Source organism: Chitinophaga sp. ARDCPP14 (assembly GCF_051362515.1).
GTDB lineage: Bacteria > Bacteroidota > Bacteroidia > Chitinophagales > Chitinophagaceae > Chitinophaga.
This window is the reverse complement of the sequence record NZ_JBKIXB010000014.1, coordinates 154578-171094: the sequence shown is the minus strand read 5'-3', so window position 1 is coordinate 171094 and position 16517 is coordinate 154578. Positions and strand designations below refer to the sequence as shown.

Sequence of the window (16517 nt, the reverse complement as noted above, 5' to 3'; positions counted from 1 at the left end):
CAGCCGGGCTGTTACTTTTTAATGATGGTAAATGCCGTTCTCCTGTTCTTTTGTCTTCCTTCCGGGTTATCACTACCATCTTCCTGGGTGTTGGGCGCTACCGGCTGTGTATCGCCATAACCTATATAAGTAAGCCTGGAGCGATCAATGCCTTTGCTGACGAGATATTCCACGCAGGTTTTCGCACGGGCTTCAGACAGGCGTTGGTTAAACGCGGGTTTACCTTTACTGTCGGTATGCGCGCTCAGTTCTATGTGCATATCAGGATTGGCAGCAAGCAGTTCCGCAAGCTTATCCAATGAAGGGAATGAACCTTCCTGTAACGTAGCCTTGTTGAAATCGTAGTACACGTTTTCCAGCACCACCGGCGCTTCCGGTGTAACCAGCTTCGTCAGGCACAATACCGGTACTGTCATGGCAGTAGTGTCTTCGTCCTGCGGAACAGTTATCTGCCGGGCATTAGTCGTATAACCATCTGCGTTAGCCACTGCTTTTAATGGCAAAAAGTCTTCCACGGTAAAAGCATAGCTGCCATCGGCGGCCGTAGTGTGCGTGTATACCACTTTGTTACTGATAGTATCTATCACGTTTACGGCAGCACCCGCCAGCGGCGTGTTACTGTCGCAGGATACTATGATGCCGCTCAACCGTTTTGGCGGACGGTTCTTATGTACAAAGAACAATTCCAGGCAGCATTCTGCTGCACGGTCAGTGCCCAGCAGTACATCATCCAGCAGGTTTTTATTATTGCTTCTGCTGGTAAAATAAATATCGTCTTTCACGGAGTTCACCGGGTAACCCATGTTTACCGGCGCTTTCCAGGTACCTACATTTCCTTTGCTGGAGAAGAAGTCGTATCCACCCATGCCCACACGGTTATCTGCCGAAAAGATCAGCGTTTTGGTAGCCGCATGATAGAATGGCGCCTGCTCATTACCGGCAGTGTTGATTACTTCTCCCAGGTTGGCTGTTTGCAAGGGCTTTCCGGATTCATCAAGGGAGGCATACCATAAGTCGAAACCACCGTAGCCATCGGCCCTGTCGCTGGCGTACAACAATGTTTTACCATCTTCCAGTAAATATGGTTGCTGGGTATTATTACCCGCCGAATTTACCAGCGCATCCATCACCACGGGCTCGCTCCAGTTATCACCGTTTTTACGGGACACATAAATGGCCGATACCTTTTTGCCATGATCCATGTGCCAGCGGGTAAGGAATAGTAACTCCCCGTTGGGCGACAGGCATGCAGCGCCCTGGTGCAGCCCTTCCGGCTGATCGAGCTTTAACAGGTGAATATCAGATACCTGCCCGGCTTCATAGCTGGCGGTATATAAACGATTGATATAAGTATGATTTTTCTGAAACGAACTGTCGGGCCGGGTAGAAGTAAAGATGAGGGTACTACCGTTACTCCACAACGGCGCATAGCTGGCGCCAGTGGTATTTAACGCAGCAGGCGCCTTCTTTACGCTGTACTCCGACAGATCTTTTTTATTCAACTGGGCGGTAATAAATGCCAGGTTCTGCAATTCGCGTTTAGCCGCTTCCGTGAATTTATCATTAGCCGTGTAGCTGTCCAGGAAATTTTTGAACGCCTGGGTCGCCTCTTCATACTTAGCCAATGCCCGCAGGGAAACTGCGTAGTAGTATGGCGCCAATGGGAAACCAGCTTTATCCAGTTCCATCACGGATTCGTAGTAAGGCGCTGCCTTACCATAGTTATGCAGGTTGCGGTAGCTCTCTGCCAGCTTATACACCGCCAGCTGTTCGCTGCTTACCTTTACTGTTTTATTCTTTACCACCGACACGGCCGCATAAGGTTTGTAAGTATCCGGCTTCACCGTTTTGGTACGGGAGCCCAGGTACTTTTCATAGTAGGTAGCCGCTGAATTGTAGTCTTCTTTACTGTAGTACTGATCTGCCGCTTTGAGATAGTTATAGGTAAATTGTGCAAACGACATCATACCCGATAACAGCAATGCGGAAGTAAATATTATTTTTTTCATGAGATCCTGTTGCTTTTAAAAGTTGATTACAATCGTGGACAAACAAATTCTACATCCGGTGTTCTTACCGATCTGCGGCCAATGAACGTAAGGGATATTTCAAAGCTGTTGGAGCCATGTGCCATTTTGCTGAGATCAGATGTATTGATATCATAGCTGGCGCCGAGCATCATATTCTTATAAATAAATCCCGCGTGTGTAGTCACTGCATCTTTGTACCGGTAGTTTACACCGAGCAGGAAATCCGTTCCCGCCGCTGCATTCAGCTGGCCATAGGCGCCGATCATTTTTTCCTGTGCAGGGCCCTGCTGCATGAACAGGAAGTTGGGCGTAATGCTGAGTATTTCCGACAGGGTTAACTTCACGCCGCCGTGTACATTAAAGCGCATCGGGAAACGGGCATCACCTTTGGCGCTGAACTGGTCCTGTGGTTTGGTAAGATGCATAACGGAGAAGCCGCCATAAATATTAAAGTTCTTCCCGGGGGTAGCGTCATAATACAATGCCCCTGCGCCGGCATCAAAGGAGGCTGCCGAGTTACGGGTAAGTACATCCGATACCGGGTTACCGGGGTTGTAGCCGGTAACAGGATTCCATTGTTCGCCATAGGTGAGCTTCGAAGGGTCAAACCTACGCTGGATAAAGCCCAGCTGCAAGCCGAAGTTTAACTGGTGATAATGGGAAGCATCGAGTTTCACGCCGGTATAGGCCGCGCTTACATAAGCCGTTGTATAATTGTAACCGCCATCGCCGGCAGTTTGATTTAATACGCTGGCGCCTATATTAATATTCTTTGCGGTGGGTATTTCCCCGCTTACACCGTATGTTTTAAACGGGCTGATATTCCCCCACTGCGTGCGGTAAATGGCCGCCACGCGGTAGTCGCCATCAAATACGCCTGTAAGCGCAGGATTTAACCACGACGGATATACGTAGTACTGTGAAAAGTGGGGATCGGTTTGCGCCATTAACCGGGTACCGGAGCATACAGTGGCAGCAAAGATGAATAAGGTTGCAATGATCGTTCTCATTTACAATACGGTTTTATGTGAATGATTTACTTTACCTGATAATAGTTACATAGCCGGTGATAGGCGCCATACCCGCCCGGAGCCTGATTACATAATAGTAAGTGGCCATTGGCAGCTGATTACCTTTGAATCTGCCGTCCCATGGTACATTATAACCGGTGGAATGGTATATCCTTTGTCCGTAGCGGTTAAATATTTCCACGGTGCTTTCTGCATAATCAGACAGGTTGGTGATAATCCAGGTGTCATTAACACCATCTCCGTTTGGAGAGAAGGCATTTGGCGGTGCAACTGGTTTTAATACTTTCACCGTCATAGCGTCACGAGCCATACAACTGTGTTTGCCGATAGCAGTAAGTGTGTAGGTGGCATCGTGCATGGCAGGAATTACCGGCGACAACACCGTAGGATCGGGGAAGTCGGCAGCAGGGTCCCATGCGAAAGTGAGGTTCACCGAATCGTTGGCCACCGGCTTAAAGCTCACGATAGTACCCTGCGGCACAACAAAGGATGGTCCGGCATCTATCACCGGCTGGAGGTATACAATCACCTTGCTGCTATAGGCAGATGATCCGCAACCCGACTGATTTGCTACCTGCAACTGCACGCTGTATTCACCAGGTGCAGTATATTTCTTTACCGGGTGTTGTTCCGTGGAGGTGGTGCCATCGCCAAAGCTCCACTCCCATTTATTAATGCTTCCGGTAGGATCTGTACTTTGATCCGTAAACACATTGTCGGCGCCCTGGCAAAGGGTATCCGGCGTTACTTTAAAGGATGCCACCGGCTGGCCAAAGAAGGCGCTTAATGTTTTAGTGGCCGAATCTTTACAACCATAAGCGGTAGTAGCCACCAGCTTCACGTTAAACGGTCCAAAGGCTTTATACTGCCAGGTAGGGTCTTTTGCCGCCGATCCTGCACCACCGTCGCCGAAGTTCCACTGGTAAGAAAGGGACGACTTGTCCCTCGCCGTAGTGAGATTGGTAAACGCAGCGGTTCCATCCGGCATACATACCTTGGCAGGCAGTGCAAAATCTGTTACCGGCAATTCATGTACGGCCACTATGGCTTTAGCGGTATCACTGATACAATTATGATCACTCACCGCCACCAGCTTCACGAGGTAGCTGCTGTCTTTCTGGTAAGTGATGGTAAACGGATTGTTGTTGGTGTTGTTTCTCAGCGTACCATTGCCCAGGTCCCATTTCCAGTTGGTGATGGTTCCTACGGAGATGGCAGACTGGTCAGTGAAAACAGTATTCTGTCCAAGACACAAATTGGCGGTAGCTGTAAAAGCAGCTGCAGGTTTAGGATACACTACCATGGTGGTGGAAATGGAATCGGTACAGCCGCTGCTGGTAGTAAACACATACCAGATGGTATGCGTACCTGCGCCTGCGGTGGCAGGGGTGAAATTGCCTGTTGAATCCGTAGCCGGACCACGGTAGTAACCTTTACCAGTTACGCCATTTTGTACAGTAGCTTTGCCTATGGCAATGGTGCCGGGCATGTTTACGCAAACCCCGTTCAGGGCAGCATAAGCCAGTTGTGGTTTCAGTTTAAAGGTAGCCGTTACCGTAGTATCCTTCGTACAGCCTTTATCGGTAGTTACACTATATTTAATAGCATAAGTGCCAAACTTCGTATAGGCATGCGTGGGATCTTTCGCCACCGAGGTATTCGGGTTAGCAGTTGTTGCATTAGCATCCCCGAAGTTCCAGGCGTGTGTGCTGATGGTTTGCGCATCGGGTACCACTGCACCGCTGGTAAACTGTACCAGGCCACCTACCGGCAGGCAGTCGCCGGGATAAGCAAAAAGCGGGTTGGGTTTGGCGTACACGGTAACCGTTTTTGAAATGGTGTCGCTCACACAGAGGTTACTTACTTTCACCACGTGTTTTATGGTGTAGGTATTATGATCTTTGTAAGTAATCGTTTGTACCGCGTTGGTGACAGCGTTCAGCACAGAATCATTTCCAAAATTCCAATACCACGATTTTAAAGGCGCCGTACCTCCGTAAGTGGAGTTATCGGTCATCTTCAATACTCCGCCTTCGCATAAGGCAGCAGCATCTGTTGTAAAGGATGCCACCGGTTTGGCCGCTGCGGCTACCTGGAAGGAAGTATCTCCCACACAGCCATCCCTTGAAATCACCGTTAGCTTTACCGCAGCATTCCCCACAGGAAATACTTTTCCTACCTGGATGCCACTATCCTTCACTGCTCCCGGGAACTCCCACTGCCAACGGTCGATCAGCGGATCCTTCAGGCTTGTATCTCCCTTAAAGTAAACCGTATCCAGCGAACACCCGGTATAGGTATAAGTCATTACCGCACGCGGCTTTCCTTTCACCAATACCGTGAATCCCACCTTTTCGGTATTGTTACAGTTTTCAATGCTCGGATGCGTGGACATGACCGGGATATCATACTCTCCTATTGCGCTGAACTGGTAAGTGCCGGGCAATGAGTATTTATAATAAGTGATCCCATTGATCAGTACCGTACCGGTGCTTACCGGTGCATTAACCGTTACGTCTGCGTTAGGCGTAATCGCTGTGCCCAGGGTGCTGAGCCGCCACACCATTTTTGTAGGCTTGTACGCCATTAAAATGGACAATTGCACGGGGGTGTTGGTACAGGTAAAATCATTGGATGTTTTAGAAGTATCATAACTGTTGTGAATAGAGCCTACAGCATTGAGGTTATTGATCAGCGTACCGGCATTGTAGCCATAGCTTTCCACGCTGCCCAGGCCGTATGTAACTGCGGTGAAGGCGGAGTCGCTGCTCACAATACATTGTGCAGGCGCAGCCGGCCATCTTTTGATCACCACCGTGTAACCGTTCAGGTTAGGGTGCGGGTAAGAGAAGTCAAACAGGGGGCTGCCATCAATCCTGAGCGAGGGAATACCTGCCGTAGGAATGATCATGGTGAGATAGTTGGTTTCTATAAACTCCCGGTCGTTCCGGTAAAAACCAATCCGCTTGATGGCTTGTTCTATAGGGCTCAGGTATACCATTTCCGGATCTCCCAGTCCGCCGGTATTGCCGCAGGCCCCGGAAGACGACATAAACTGCGCCACCAGCACGGGCTTATCTGACTCTATATAATCGGCGGTATTGCTAACAAACTCGTAGTAAGAATTGGAGATCAGGCCGGTGAGTGTTACGCCATTTCTTTTTACAATGGTGGCGGGATCTTTTACCACTACTTTATAAATATTATACTGGAGGGTCGACGGCAAATCATCTTCAGAGGTGGGCGCGGTGAGATAACGTTTACCCCACGCCTGGAACGGAAAGATCTGCTGGATGTTATTATCGCCGCTGCTGCTGGAGTTATTGCAGGTGATGGCCGTACGGCTGCTGCCGGAATACACGGCCACGGGATAACACTGTCCCATTGGGTTGCCGATCGATTTAATAGTAGTGCCGGTCAGCTCCCGGCCGGCGCCACTGCCCAGCGAAGCGCCTACCAGCTGGTAGATATCCCCGCGGTTCAGCGTAACGGTGAAAGGTACGCCGGCAGGGCGTCCGTTACGGGTTAATACCGAAGGTGTAATTTCCACCACGGTATTATTCTGGTTCGCAATAACAAACATCCACGAGAAACAATCGTCCGCATAGTTCTGCATACTGTTCACAGAAATGTAGGAATAACCCCAAGTTTCTTCCGGCATCAGCATAGTAGCCCCGGAAGAGGCGCTGCCATAAATATGCGCATAGGCAACAATAGGCACGTTACTTTGTATGTGAATAGACTTCCCCGTGAAAACGCCCTCGCCTCCGGTGCCGCCAAAAGAAGGCGGCAGGGAATACAGTCTTGCATCTATAGCGCCCGATTTAGGGATCAGGTCAGAAGCAATAACGGTATTCGCCGGGATGTTATACGTGCGCGTCCAGGTGGTGCCGGTAATGCTCACTGTAACGGTGGCAGGCTGTTCTGCACTCAGGTACAGGATCATTTCCTGGCTGTTGCTTTGCCCCATCTCCATGAACTGGTGGTGTCCGTAGCCCACCCAGAAATCTTTCCCTTTATTGGAAAGATTCTGGGCGTATGCAACATCGGCTACGAACTGAAACAGGGTCAGGGATATGGCAATGCAAAGTCGCTTTATGTATAGTAATTTGGTTGACATCTTTTTCAATTTTTCATATTGAAATGATTATTGTTTGATGATCATCTTCGACGTCGTTGTGCCATCTGCAAAAATGGTATTCAGCATATAGGCTCCCCGCTGGATATCCTGTACATCCAGCTGGTTATTTTTACCGGTAACCGCTACACGCTTGATGGTTTTGCCATCCATCGCATAGAGTATCAGCTGTTGAATTGATTTGCGTGACTGTATGGTGAGGGAAGAAACGACCGGGTTGGGATATACCTTCACAGATCGCTGCAACATTAAAAGGCTGTCGATATCCTGGCGCATGGGCCGGATAGTTGCATTGGCACAAGGCCAATGCAACATCCAACATCCAATGACTAACAGTAACAACTTCTCTATGCTTACTTTTTTCATACAACTGTTTTTAGCGGATCAGGTTAATAACTCCTTTCTTCTCTGTTTTACTTCCGTCTGTAAGGGTCAGATGACATACATAGATGTATACACCGGAGGGCAATGCCTTTCCTTTGTAGTTGCCATCCCAGCCAACAGACTGATTGTTGGATTCGAATACTTTTTCACCCCACTGGTCAAAAATGGTGATGTGCAGCTGCTTGATAATGTAACCATACACGAGTAGTACATCGTTCCGGCCATCATTGTTAGGTGTGAACGTATTCGGAATATAGATGCCGTCAGGCAAGGTTTTACCTTCAGCCGGCAGTGATGCCTTGTCTTCACAACCTTTCGCGCGCACAATCAGTTTCACTGTTTGCACCGGTTGTAACCCGCTAACGATATGCACCAGTCCTTCCCTGCCGGAAGTTGGCAATGTCCAGCTGGTACCGCCATCCAGGGATACTTCGTAACCGGTGGCATTGGCAACCGCCTTCCATTTGAAGCGGATCATGTTTACGCCTACGCTGTCTACCGTAACTACCGGTGTTTCCAGAACCGGCAATACATGTACAATGGCTTTAGCGCGTGACAGTCCGGGGCATCCGTGTGTGAGTGTTTCCAGGTAGTAATTACCATCGGCGGCAATGTTGTTAATCGTGTAGTCGTTGCCGGTATGCAGCAGGGTACCGCCTGTTGGAGCATCGTACCAGTTGTACAATACGCCGGGTTCAGGATTCCTGGCAGACAGGGTAACATCCGTGCCGTTACATACGGTCATAGAGTCTTTCACAAGTTGTGCCAGCGCAGGCGCATACACTTCCACTTCTTTGGTAGTATCCCCTACGCAACCCTCTGCCGCTACAATGCTCAGTTTCACTTCTTTCACACCCGGGTATCTGAAATACTTCAGGGTATCTTTTGCAGACGATACTGTAGAATCGGCAAAGCTCCATTTCCAGGTGCTGATAGCAACCCCGTTGCTGGTAGTGGCGGTACCTTTAAACAAGGCGCCGTCGTTCAGGCAGCCGGTATAGTCAACGCTGAAGTCAACCACTGGCGCAGGGATTACCTTTATCTGCAGGATGCTTTCAAAACTGTTGCTGCAGCTTTCAATATCCGGATGTGAAATCAGGATAGGCACTTCATACAAGCCTGGTTTGCTGAAGATGTAATCAGCCGGCACCGTAAAGCGATAGTACTTCCGTTCGTTGCTGATGATAGAATCCACTGGCACCGGGTTATTCTGCACGATATCAGTTTTAGGTGCAAGGCTTGCTACCTGGCTGAATTTCCAGGTAATCGCTGTTGGCTTCACTGGTATCAGCATAGAGAAGCGGAATGGTGTTTTAGCGCAGGTGTAGGTGTTGTTCTGACCACTGTTGTTCATTACGTTGTTAAATGAAGGCAGGATGTTCAGATTCTTCACCAGGGTACCCGCGTTGTAGCCGTAGCTTTCCACGCTGCCGAGGCCGTAGGTAACGGCGGTGAAGGCAGAGTCGCTGGTTACCGTACACTGTGCAGGTGCTGCCGGCCAGCGCTTCACTACTACCGTATATCCGGTCGCGTTAGGATGCGGATACGTATGATCGAAAGTAGCGCTGCCGTCGATCAGCAGGGAGGATACACCTCCCGTAGGTATGATGAGGGTAAGATAATTAACAGTAATAGACTCCTGTGTATTGCGGTACAGTCCTACCTTTTTGATACCCTGTTCTACCGGGCTCAGGTAAATCATTTCCGGATCGCCGTTGCCGCTGGTATTGGGACAGCTGCCGCTGGACGACATATATTGCGCTACCATCACCGGCTGATTGGCTTCAATATTATCGGCAGTGCTGCTTTCAAACTGGTAGAACCTGTTGTTGATCAGTCCCGTCAATGTGGCGCCGTTTATTTTCACTACGGTAGCAGGATCTTTCACCAGCACACGATAAATGTTGGTCATGAAAGAACTGGCCGATCCACTGGTAGAGGTAGGTGCAGTAAGATACTTTCTGCCCCACGCCTGCGACGGGAAGTTCTGCTGGATCAGGTTATCGCCCGATCCACCCGTTTCGATGCCGCAACCAATACCGGTACGGCTGCTACCGGAGAACACCGCCATCGGGTAGCATTTTCCATCTTCATTGATGACAGACCTGATGTGGCTACCAGACAAGTCGTATCCTTCGCTGCCACCGCCAGGCATCATAGCGCCCAGCACCTGGTACACTTCTCCTTTATTCAGTGTAACCGTAAACGTTGTATTGGCAGGTTTACCGGCCAGCGTGGGCACAGAAGGTGTGATCTCCACTTTTGTATTATCATAGTCTGCTATTACATAGAACCAGGAATAGGTGTCTGTGCTGTAATTCTGCCTGGACGATAGTGTAGCATATTCATAACCATAGGTACCTACCGGCAGCAGCATGGTGGCGCCGGAAGAGGCGCTGCCATAAATATGCGCATAGGCAACAATAGGCACATCACTTTCAATGCTGATACCTTTATCTGATAATCCTTCCTCTATCAGGCGGGCATCGTTCAGACCACTCTTTGGTATTATCTCCGTAGTGATGGTTTTGTTGGCCGGAATGTGATACACTCTTTCCCAGCTGGTGCCATTAATACGCACGGTTACGTTAGAAGAATCCTGTGCATTGAGGTACAGCACCATGTTCTGCGAGTTGTCCCCGGTGAAGAACTGGTGGTGACCATAACCTACCCAGAAGCGGGTACCGCGGTTGGAGCTGTCGGCCGGCTGGAGCAATTGAGAAGTAGCCGTGCCGCCATTGAGACCGGTGAATTTATCCAGGAAGTGTACAGCGCTATCCCTGATCACATTCGGGATATCATATACATGGCTCAGCGAATCCACGATCCATGCATTGGCACTGTCTGTGCGGCCCATCCGGATATCCTTCTGGCGCCTGATATAACCCTGCCACGGATCGATATAGAACTGATCGATGTTAAAGTTATACTGACCATTGGCCGGTGTTACATCCACATCGGTGTAGAAATACATAAAGTCCCTGCCTGTAGCCAGGTTTGGCGGCTTAATACCGGAGTAGCGTCTTACCGCTATGTTATTGGGTATCGCCGTACCCGGGTTCCAGGTAATTTTTGTTACCGTGTCCGTACCAAACATAAATGTTTGGGTAACGCCGGGAGCCGGTGTAGCCGGGAATGCCGGGAGCACCGGTGGCACGGAAGTGGGCAGGAATTCGTAAGCGCCCATATCCGGCGCGCCGTCGGTGAGTTTAACCGCCCTGGCAACGCCGTTGATGTCTTTGTCATTACCTTCTATCTGCACACCACGGCCATGGATAGCCCATACATCGGGCTTTGCAATGGCTGGTTGCAGCGTGGTATCATCTGTAAATGCAGGTTTGTATACAATTGAATTTATATCCAGTGTATCCGCTGTGATGTAGTCATGCAATGTAGCATAGCTGCCCGCAGGGGTAAGCTGTTTCACCAGCACGGTACCTTTTGTATACAGTGTGTTATAATCGCTCTTCATGTAAAGCGGGTTCGCGATATACATGGCGATACCGCTGGTATCTGAAGCAAAAATGTTATTCTTTACTTTGATATTACCATAGTAAGACGCCGTATGCCTGAAGTATGCAGCATAGTTATCGCCGGTGGTAGTGGAGCTGTTCAGTACCGAGTTATTGTAGTAGCTGAGGTTGGAACTGCTTTCACTATAAATACCGTACGCATTCACACCATTGGCTTTAACACTGATCACGTTATTGGAGATGGTAGCCCCATCTGCCTGGTAAAGTTCCAGTCCACGGACTTCCCCGGTAATATTTCCTCTTGCAGTAATCCTGTTTCCGGATACAATGCCTTTTACGCCGGCATCAGCAGTCGCGTAGTAAAGGTATATTCCGTGAACATCATCGGTGGTATTGGTTACCTTAATGTTGTTGGCTGAAATCGAGTAGCCGTTGGTGTTATCTGTATGGATACCATAGGCATCAGCTGCCATGTTACCACCCAGGTTCACCTGGTTGCGCCGGATCATCACACTATCTGCGTACTCAACATACAAGCCGTTTGAATATGGTTTATCTACAATATTGCTATCCAGTACAAGTCCGCGTGCAACGGCGCTGTAACTGCCTTCCCAGTAAACGCCATTCGACCCGTTGGTGATGGTATTACCGGTGATCACGTTACCAGTGCCGATACATTCATCGGCATACACACCGCTCACGGCAGTACCGGTGCTGGTGCTAACCGGCAGCGGAATGGCGCAGTTAGCGATGCTGTCGTACGAAGATGCATTGGCATACACCACTGCCCTTGCGTTGGTGGTGCCTGCCGGTTTAATGGTAATAGCTCTCCAGGTAACATAGTCTACGCTATCCAGCTGCAATACATAATTCAATGCAGATGTACCGGCGTAGGTAAGCGTTACAGCAGCTGCGCTGTTGGCTTCACTTTGGAAGGTTACCCTGTTTACCGCAGAAGCGCCGGGGATATGATGCATGGTGACCTGCTCTGTATAGGTACCTGCCTTTGCAAGGAAGGTAACGGGACCGGCTATACCGCATTCCAGTTTGGATACAGCGCTGCTGAACGACTGGAAGTTAGTAAGACTGGTAGGCGCAGCAGGGTTAATGGTATAGGTGCCTGCCAGCAATGGCGGGTTCAGGTTAGCCTTTACCACGGTAGAATAAGCGCTGTCGGTGCCTCCGCATATGATTAAGCAGCGGTAGTAGTTTTCTACTCCAATGGTAGTATTAAATACGCTCACATATTGTGAATCGCTGACAATTACCCATGGACCTGCAGCGGTGGTAGAACGCTGCCACTGGTAGGTTTGTGTGCCACCCGTGCTGTTGCCGGTAAGATCCAGCTTAATATCGGTACCCATGCACACCGGTGTAAGCGGGAATACGGTGGAAGTACCCGGTACCACTGGTTTGCTGCAATTAGGCACGCTCACTTCGTAAGCGCCCATGTCTGGTTTGGTAGTACTCCTGGTTACACCAAGGATATCGGTAGTAATGCCTACCGGCTTACCGGTGTTATCCAGTGGAGAGATAACCGTTGCGTAGTTACCGGCAACAGGATCTGCAAACACAGGTTGGATAGACAAAGAGTTGCTGTCCAGCTTAGTGGCGGCAGTCCATGCTGCAAGTGTAGGATAGTTACCGCCTATATAAGCTGTATTAAAATTGCTTTTTACATAAATATCATTGTAATTGGACGTAAGCACCGTGCTGGTGCCTATGCTCAAACCTCTCCTGTTTCCTTTACCGGACCTGCTTACATCAAGAATATTATCAAAGAACTGGATACCTGTAGCAGTACCCGACTGATAGAAGCCGGTAGCTTCATCAGAAGAGGTACTCTTAAGATCATTCAGCGCAATTGTATTGTGATAATAGTAGACATAGTCGGCGCTGTAGTTGGAGAATCCATACTGCGTACCCTGACCACGGAAATCATAGATCACGTTATTGAAAACTTTCGCCGGGTTAGTGGCGGTTGCATCTGCATAAGAGAACTCCATTCCATAAACAGTAGAAGTACTGCCTGGTGCACCGCCCAACAGGTTATGGATACGGTTATTGCTCACCACCACATCAGCTGCTTTGTTTTCAACGCTGATACCATACAGGGAGTAGCTGTCATTGTCGCGGCCCGGCCTGGAAATATCATTATGATCTATCAGGGTATTAGTGGTATAGCTTACCGTAATACCTGTTTCATAAAAGTCTTTTATGATATTGTAACTGATAGTATTACGTGTGGGGATAGAAGCAGTAGCGCCATAGATAAGCACACCGTTATACCCGCCGGTAATGGTGTTTTTTGTGATGATATTGCCATCACAATCGTTGTTGGAACCGGTGGTTGGACTGGATTCACTACCATTGATCACGATACCGGCAAACTCATTGTAGGTACCTGTTTGATCTATGATGAGGTTGCAGCGGCGGATAGTATTGCTATCAGCGTTATTGAGCATCTGCACACCATAGCCATAATCATCGCTGGTAGCGTCTATGGTTAGGCTGTCGAAGGTAATATGATCAGCACCACGCAACTTTATCACGGCCCTTTCATTATCATCGGTAGGTGCAAATTTTATCGTATTGCCGTTACCGTTAAAGGTGATGGTGTTAATGGCAGAGGCGCCTGCAATAGAGTCGAGGATCAGCTGCTCCAGGTAAGGACCGGAACCAGCTACTACATTCATTACCACAGGGCCTTGTATACCGCATTCCATTGCCGCTTTGGCAGCGTTAAAGCTGATGAAGTTGGTGGCGCTGGCTGGTGCATTTTTATTAATGGTATAGCCGCCACCTGGGAATGCCTGGTTTACAGTAAGGAGTATTGGTTGTGAGTACACGGTGTTACCACTACACGTAACGGCTACACGATAATAAGACGTTATAACCGCTGTGATCACTGTATCCGGGTTGGTAAGCACATTGCCAATGTTGGTGTACGTACCCGTAGCGGTAGCTGACCGCTGCCACTGGTAGGTTTGTCCGAGCCCGATAGAATTATCTGTGAGTGATAACGCCACTTTCCGGTTCACACAAATCACGGATGGGCTTACCTGTGCATTACCTGCCAGCGGTGGATTAATGCAGGGACCCGGCGTAAACTCATATGCACCAATATCAGGCGTGGAGGTACTTCTTACTGCATTATTAATATCTACAGTAATATTTACCGGTACACCTTTGTTATCGATAGAAGCATTCGCCGGCTGATAGTTACCGGTGCTGACAGATACAAACAGCGGATTGGAACTTACCGAGTTGCTATCTTGTGCAGAAGCGGTTTGCCAATCGAGCAACGCCGCATTGTTAGCGCCAAAGTAGCCTACATTGCTGGTGCCACCGGCGGCAGCCAGGTAGTAATCATTCCTGTTGGCATGAATAGTACCGTTGGTTGCAGCAAAGTATATGCAATACTTGCTGCCGCCACCACCACGTGTTACAGCAATGAGGTTATTTAAAAATTCGATACCGTCTGCCTTGGATGTCTGATAAAAGCCGCGGGCGGTATAGGTAGTACCTGTAGTGGCAGTTCCATCCAGCGCAATGGTATTATGGTAATACCAAACGTTGTCGGATCCTGAGTTGTAAATACCATAAGCATCTCCCTTACCCGTATAATTATACATAAGGTTATTGCTTACTACGTTTTCCAGCTGTGCGAGTGCATCGGTGCTGCTGAAATAAATGCCGTAAGCCGCGCTGGTGCTGTTAGGCGCTCCTCCAAAAGGATTGCTGATGATATTACGGGTAACGTTTGCCTTTGTACTGAGATTCGTGAAATAGATACCGTAGAAGGTGCCTACACCGGTACGGGCCGGCCGGCTGATGGTATTATTTTCTATCAGCGTATTAAAAGAGCCGGTTACATAGATACCATAGCTGTAGAAATTGCTAATCTTATTACCGGTAACTTTATTATTACCATTTGCAAAAGTATTGCTGCCGGTTAATGCAATTCCATAGTAACCGCCATTGATAATATTATCAGAGAAGATATTGAAATCACATTTCGCCTCTCCGGTAGTAGTAGCTGAAGTAAGCGAGCTGCTGATAACGATACCTGCGTTACTGGTGGAACTGGCGGTAGAATCCAGCAGGAATGTACAGTTCTTTATTGTGTTATAATCTGCATCGTTGATCAGATGTACACCCCATCCGTTGCTGGCGCCACTGGTTTTAATCACCAGGTTGCTAAAAGTAAAATAGTCGGCGTCCGACAACCGGATCACTGCCGGCGCTGAAGAGGTACCCGCAAATGTAAGCGTGTTGCCGTTACCGTTAAAGGTAATGGTATTGGTAGCAGAGGCACCTGGTACCGGTGTGATCAGCAGTTGTTCGTTGTACGGGCCACTGCCGGGAGCCACGTTAAATACAACGGCATTGTTGATACCACACTTAATAAAATTATAGGCATCATTGAAGGAGGCAAAGTTGTTACCACCGGTAGGCAGGGCCTTATTAATATTGAAGACGCCTGACACCGCCTGCGGAGAAGTAACTGTTACCGCATTGGAGGTAACAGTGGTACTGGAAGCGACACAGGTTATGTTACAGCGATAGTAAGTAGTAGCCGGTTGTGTAGTTACCAGGCGGTTGGTAGTATCGTTGGGAATATTGGTCCAGGTAGTATTATCAGTGGATTTCTGCCATTGATATTTAATACCGGAGGCAATAGTAGTGCCGGACAAGGTGATGGTTACCTGCCCGTTCATACAAACGGTTGATGAACTGGCGGTAGCAGTTCCTGCAGCGGGCGTACCGGTACAGGCCACAGCGGGCGTCCAGGAAAAGATCACATCCGGGCGGGTGGTCATGGTACCGGTATTAGTGGTGCTGGTGGTACCGCACAAATAATTCAGTCCGTCGGAGCGGTAGGTATGTGACGCGTTAAAAGGAAGTCCTGTTGTATACGGTACTTCCGGGTTATTCGTATAGGTAACATTGTTATCTGAATCAGGCGCACCGTTACATATTTCCACTACGATGTTATCTGTGCCATTCCAGAAAAAAGCAGAGCCAAAAGGAAAAACATTGACACCTGTTTTCGGCAGATAATTAACCGGACCCAATACCTGGTTGGTAATGGGTACCCAGGTGCTATTGTCCAGCGCCGTATCAGTAGTAGTGCCAATTTTTATGGTATACTGCTCGATCGTATCGGCGCCGTTGAGGTTGAGCACCTTGTATTTCAGTCCGCTGATAACACCGGCATTCATTCCTGCGGCATGCAGCTCTGAAGCGCGGTACAGGTATTGCGTCCTGGTGCCTTCATAGTAATCCTGTAACGGGCACGGATATCCCGTGTTGGTGTTACCGGAAGTGCTTTGACCAATGCCGATATCCGTTTGTGCCGACAACCGGCAGGCCAGCATCAGCAATACTCCTACAAGTAATGTTGTTTTATATAGATAATGAACAGTACAATTTCTCATATGAGGTTATTTGAATTTTG

At 48.8% G+C, this 16517-nt stretch carries 5 protein-coding genes; all 5 read right to left on the bottom strand.

Annotation, left to right across the window (positions count from 1 at the left end; all coding sequences use genetic code 11):
• Positions 1-11: 11 nt before the first annotated feature.
• The 5 genes from ACLHR0_RS28830 to ACLHR0_RS28810 are packed head-to-tail and all read right to left on the bottom strand — an operon-like array spanning position 12 to position 16497.
• Positions 12-2009: an OmpA family protein gene (locus ACLHR0_RS28830; RefSeq protein WP_436491301.1), complete on the bottom strand. Its 1998-nt coding sequence runs from the start codon at positions 2007-2009 to the stop codon at positions 12-14.
• 26 nt (positions 2010-2035) lie between these two features.
• Positions 2036-3040: a PorP/SprF family type IX secretion system membrane protein gene (locus tag ACLHR0_RS28825; protein ID WP_370910117.1), complete on the bottom strand. Its 1005-nt coding sequence runs from the start codon at positions 3038-3040 to the stop codon at positions 2036-2038.
• A 31-nt stretch (positions 3041-3071) separates the two neighbouring features.
• Complete coding sequence (locus ACLHR0_RS28820; protein WP_436491299.1) at positions 3072-7181, bottom strand: PKD domain-containing protein; 4110 nt, start codon at positions 7179-7181, stop codon at positions 3072-3074.
• A gap of 27 nt (positions 7182-7208) precedes the next feature.
• A complete protein-coding gene (locus ACLHR0_RS28815) occupies positions 7209-7565 on the bottom strand; it encodes a T9SS type A sorting domain-containing protein (RefSeq protein ID WP_436491297.1) in 357 nt (118 codons plus the stop codon).
• Positions 7566-7575: 10 nt separating this feature from the next.
• Entirely contained in the window at positions 7576-16497 is an 8922-nt protein-coding gene (locus ACLHR0_RS28810; RefSeq protein WP_436491295.1) for a right-handed parallel beta-helix repeat-containing protein, read from the bottom strand.
• Positions 16498-16517: the final 20 nt, after the last annotated feature.

Coding starts and splice junctions, on each gene's coding strand:
- ACLHR0_RS28820 (WP_436491299.1), bottom strand. CDS start 7,181: ATGTCAACCAAATTACTATACATAAAGCGACTTTGCATTGCCATATCC.
- ACLHR0_RS28825 (WP_370910117.1), bottom strand. CDS start 3,040: ATGAGAACGATCATTGCAACCTTATTCATCTTTGCTGCCACTGTATGC.
- ACLHR0_RS28830 (WP_436491301.1), bottom strand. CDS start 2,009: ATGAAAAAAATAATATTTACTTCCGCATTGCTGTTATCGGGTATGATG.
- ACLHR0_RS28815 (WP_436491297.1), bottom strand. CDS start 7,565: ATGAAAAAAGTAAGCATAGAGAAGTTGTTACTGTTAGTCATTGGATGT.
- ACLHR0_RS28810 (WP_436491295.1), bottom strand. CDS start 16,497: ATGAGAAATTGTACTGTTCATTATCTATATAAAACAACATTACTTGTA.